Genomic DNA, 4176 nt, shown 5'->3' with positions numbered 1-4176 from the left:
CCACGGATTTTTGGCACCCTGTCATCCGTGGGTTCGCGCTGCCATCCGTGGGCAAAGTGCATCCGAGGACACAGTACAATTTCATCGCTGCGCAAAATACAGCCTGACTAGTTTCCGCTCGAAAAGCACAACCCTCAATTCAAATTTGAACAGAGCACTACGGTTTCATCAGCGTCTTGTTCTCTTCCTCGATCCGTGCCTTTTGTTTGCTACTTAAACCTTGTTCAAAAAACACGTCCGGTTTGTGATAATCGCCGGTGCGTTTCATCTCCGGATCATTGACATCGAGCGACAGATCGCAATCAAATCTGGCAAGAATGGCGTGGTTCTTGTCCCACGTGGAGACGTTGGTGAAGTGTGACAGCCCCCAGGTGATTCCGCGGCCGTTTTGTGTGTCGGTAAACGCGTCGGGGATGAACGGCCCGCCCGCGTTGGGCATCAGCGAAACGATCGATGCGATTTTGAAATGGACGCCGTCGGGGGCGTATTGGATGGTGGAGTGCTCTAGACCGTCGCGGATGACAAACGCGGCGATCCCATTGCGAAACGGAAACAACGTCGTTTCGTGCCCGGAGTTGATCACGGGGTTGAGCGGATGTTTTTTAAATGGGCCCAACGGATCGTCGGCGATGGCAAGCCCCTGCATCCGGACCAGGTTTGGGTCGCCGTCGAAGTCGGACTTGTAATACAGGTAGATCTTTCCGCGATAGACCAACGGGTAGGGATCATGGACTGAATACTGGTCCCACTGTCCCGAGGCGCCGTTGGGGAGGACGACTTGATGATGGGCAGTCCACGGTCCGTCGGGCGAATCAGCGTAGGAGACTGCAACGGGACAGTCATCGCCACGCGTTCCGCTGGCCTCGCTGAACCCTTGGTAATACAGGTAGTACTTGCCTTTCCAAACCAGGATATCGGGTGTGCTGACCGATCGCCATCCGAGCAACGGCTTTTCGGGCCGCGCGACCGCGATGCCTTGTTCGTCCCAGCTGAATCCATCTTCGCTGGTGGCGTACCAGATGTCGGCCAAATCCCAGTCGCTTGAGGGCTTCGTGTCGGTGAACCCGTCGGGCCCTTGGGGCGGAGTGGGGGTGTCGCGTTTGGTGTACCAAACGTAGTACTTGCCGTTTTCGAAAATCACTTTGGATGGATCACGACGTGAGACGGTTCCATCACCGCCGTGATCATCCAAGCCCTTCAGCGGCGTGTATTTGAATCGTGTGTACAACTCGTTGTCTTCGGGTCGGGGCGCGGGATAGGCGTCGTAGTTGCGCCGCATCGCCTCGCTCAGTGGGCGGTCCGGTTTCTGCTTTGGCAACACATAGGGGAATCCCGCCGCAGGCTCATCGGCCGCTGCATCACTGGCCGCAGCATCACTGGCCGCTGCCGGCATCAATGAAACACGCAGCGGAATCTGGATGTTGAAGGAGTGCCGGACGCGATTGGCGTCGCGGGTATCGGCGGCACACAGCAAGGCGATCGGGACGCCGTTTTCCAAATACACCTGCGGCCGTTCCAGGTGTTCAAACTGCTCGACCGTTCCGTCTTCCCATTGAACGATCCGTTCGGAAATCTCGTGGTGTTTGGCGGGTTTCCAATCGAAACCGTCAAGCGAATCGTAGTGCACCAACGAGAACACGCGTTGTTTGCCTTCGTGTTTGATCCGTTTGACGATCGCCCGGTACTTTCCGGCTTGGTGCCAAATGTACGGGTCTTCTGCCGGAAAACGTTCGCCTTGGAACGTAAAGATCGGACGGTCGTGTTTTTTAAACGGTCCGGTGGGGTGATCCGACGTTGCCACACCGTGGACCACCGGGCCGCCGTTGGGCATCGGGTATTCTTTTCCGACGGCTTTGTAGACCATCAAGAATCCGCCGTCGGGGCGTTGGCAGACTGACGGATTCGACGTCATCAATGAGTCGATCGCGGCCTCGTCGCGGCTGACATCCAGCAGCGGTTTGTCACTGCGAACCCAGGGGCCGTTGGGGTTGTCGGCCACCGCGACGCCGATGCGTTGGTTGTTGCGATGATTCCAATTCAATTTCTCTTTGCCGGGAGTGCCCGTGACCATTCCGTCGCCGGTATTGCCCATGTAGTACAGGTAATACTTGTCACCGAAGCGGTGGACCGTCGGGTTGTGGGTGCACCAGCCGTCCCAAAACTCACGTCCGCGACGGGGCAGCGCCACGTCTTTGAATTGGAAGGGCCCGAACGGGCTGTCGGAGACCGCATGGGCGACTTCAGAATCGGTGACCCAGGCCCAGCCGAGGTGTTTGGGCCAGCGGCTGTAAAACAGGTGGTACAAGCCGTCGTCACCCTTGACCAGCGAACCGCCCCAAATGCTATGGGATTCGCTCTTGAAGGTTGACTGCCGCAGCACCTTGGCAAATTCGATCTTCAAGTCCTGTGCCGACGCAACAGAGACGAGCGAGACGACTAGCAGAATCGATGAACGTAGCAACGCGGACTGCACGAACGCGGATAGCGCGACCGCGGCGCTTGGAGGCCTTCTCGGGAACATCACCGGACTCACGGGGAAACAGGTTGGCGGCAGCTTGGAGGGGCAAACATCGTCGTATGGGCGAAGCAGATTCCCATAGCCCAGATTGACATTTGCATGTCAATTCTAAACCCGTCGTCCGTTTCCCTGCAGCAATCTTAATTTCCTCCTCCTAAATCCTCCCGATGCGTCGCCCAGGGTCGCCGTTGGACGACGCGTCCCGCCGGTCTCAGGCACTTCTCCTCCGTCGCCTCGTCATGCAAACGTACATTGCGGGGACGCAAAGCAGCAGCGCGGCGACACTCGGTTCGGGAATGGCCGTGACAGAAATGGATCCTCCTCGAATGGTGAACGGCTGGTTTTGACCGGCACCGTTGGCAAGGAACGTGTCTTGCGGATTCAGGCTGAGGTCCAGTTTGAAATTCTTCGTCGCGTTGGCGGGGATCGAGAATTGCAGACTTGCGAGCCCTTCGCCACCGAGGACGTTTCTGGTTCCGGACAGCAAAAAGTCACCGAGTTCGACGATTTTGAAATCATTCGAGATCAGACCGGCCGGCATGGAGGACGCACCGGAAAAGACGTAAGGGCGACTCGATGGAGCTCCAAAACCGGTCAGAACGGCGCCCGCGTCTCCGCCGACGACGGTGACCTTGAGCTGGAATGCCGCGACTTCAATCGGCAACGATCCATCATCTTCGATGAAGATATCGACGCTGCCCGACTGCGCAACGCCAGAAGGTGTCGTGCTGAAATCCCCGATGGTGACGATCGCCGCACGGGACTCCGTCCAACTGAACGCCAATAACACGCAAATCGCATAACGCGATGTTTTTGAACAGAATGTTGAGGACATGGACTCTATCGTTGCTTCATGAGTAAGGGGTTAGACGTTTAAATCGAATCGATAGACGACGCCCAGCGTGGACGCCGCCAGTAGCTGGCCGGCCAAATCGAAGACCAGACCGGTGAGCTCGTTGCCGAGTCCTTGCGCCGCCAGATCGACCGTGCGAACCAGCGATCCGGTCAGGGTGTACTCGCTGACCGTTGTGCTTTGGCTAGTACCGATCCACAGGTTGCCACTGACCGGATCAAGTGCGAGCCCGCCGTGGAAGACGTCGATCGCCAATGCAAAGCTGTTTTGGACGGCGCCGGTCGATGGATCGATCTGCCAGAGCAGGTTCGCGTTGCGGTCAAGCAGAAACAGGCTGCCGCTGGTTGGATCGTAGACACCGGCCACCGGATCGATGTTTTGTCCCAGATCGAGTGTCGCCAGGATCACACCCGTCGTGGGATCGACTGCGTACAGTTTGTCAAAGCTGACGCTGCCATTGGTGACCAGCAGGCTTCCGGCGGAAACACCGACTCCGCCGAGGGTCATCGCGGTCGGCAAAACTTGCAGCCCCGTGTTGGTGCTGTTGCCGCCGGGCAGGTTGAACGCCGCTAACGTTTGGCCGCTGACCGCGTCGACACGCAAAATCTGCGAAGACGTCGCTACAAACAGGTCGCCGCTGACCGTATCCAACGCCACATCGTAAATCGTACCCACAGCCGGGAACGCAAAACCCATCGCGATCGGTACACTGCTGCCGCCAGCGGTCGTCACGATGAGTTCCCCAAAGCCGTGCGGTGGCAGGTTCAAGAACACACGTCCGTTTTGGAAGCTGAAGTCCGCGCTG

General features: G+C 57.9%; 3 protein-coding genes. All 3 read right to left on the bottom strand.

The window, feature by feature from the left end:
• Positions 1–157: 157 nt before the first annotated feature.
• Positions 158–2461, bottom strand: coding sequence for a hypothetical protein (locus ABX749_RS24280; RefSeq protein WP_372898267.1), 2304 nt, complete (start codon positions 2459–2461; stop codon positions 158–160).
• Between the two features lie 268 nt (positions 2462–2729).
• Positions 2730–3353, bottom strand: a complete 624-nt coding sequence (locus tag ABX749_RS24275) for a hypothetical protein (protein WP_372898266.1) — start codon at positions 3351–3353, stop codon at positions 2730–2732.
• Between the two features lie 30 nt (positions 3354–3383).
• Positions 3384–4176 (bottom strand): hypothetical protein (locus ABX749_RS24270; RefSeq protein ID WP_372898265.1); only part of this gene is annotated, 793 nt, incomplete at its 5' end.

The organism is Stieleria sp. (genome assembly GCF_041595215.1).
GTDB lineage: Bacteria > Planctomycetota > Planctomycetia > Pirellulales > Pirellulaceae > Stieleria > Stieleria magnilauensis.
The sequence above is the reverse complement of the archived record's forward strand: the minus strand, read 5'-3'. Positions and strand labels throughout refer to the sequence as shown.

Coding starts and splice junctions, on each gene's coding strand:
- ABX749_RS24275 (WP_372898266.1), bottom strand. CDS start 3,353: ATGTCCTCAACATTCTGTTCAAAAACATCGCGTTATGCGATTTGCGTG.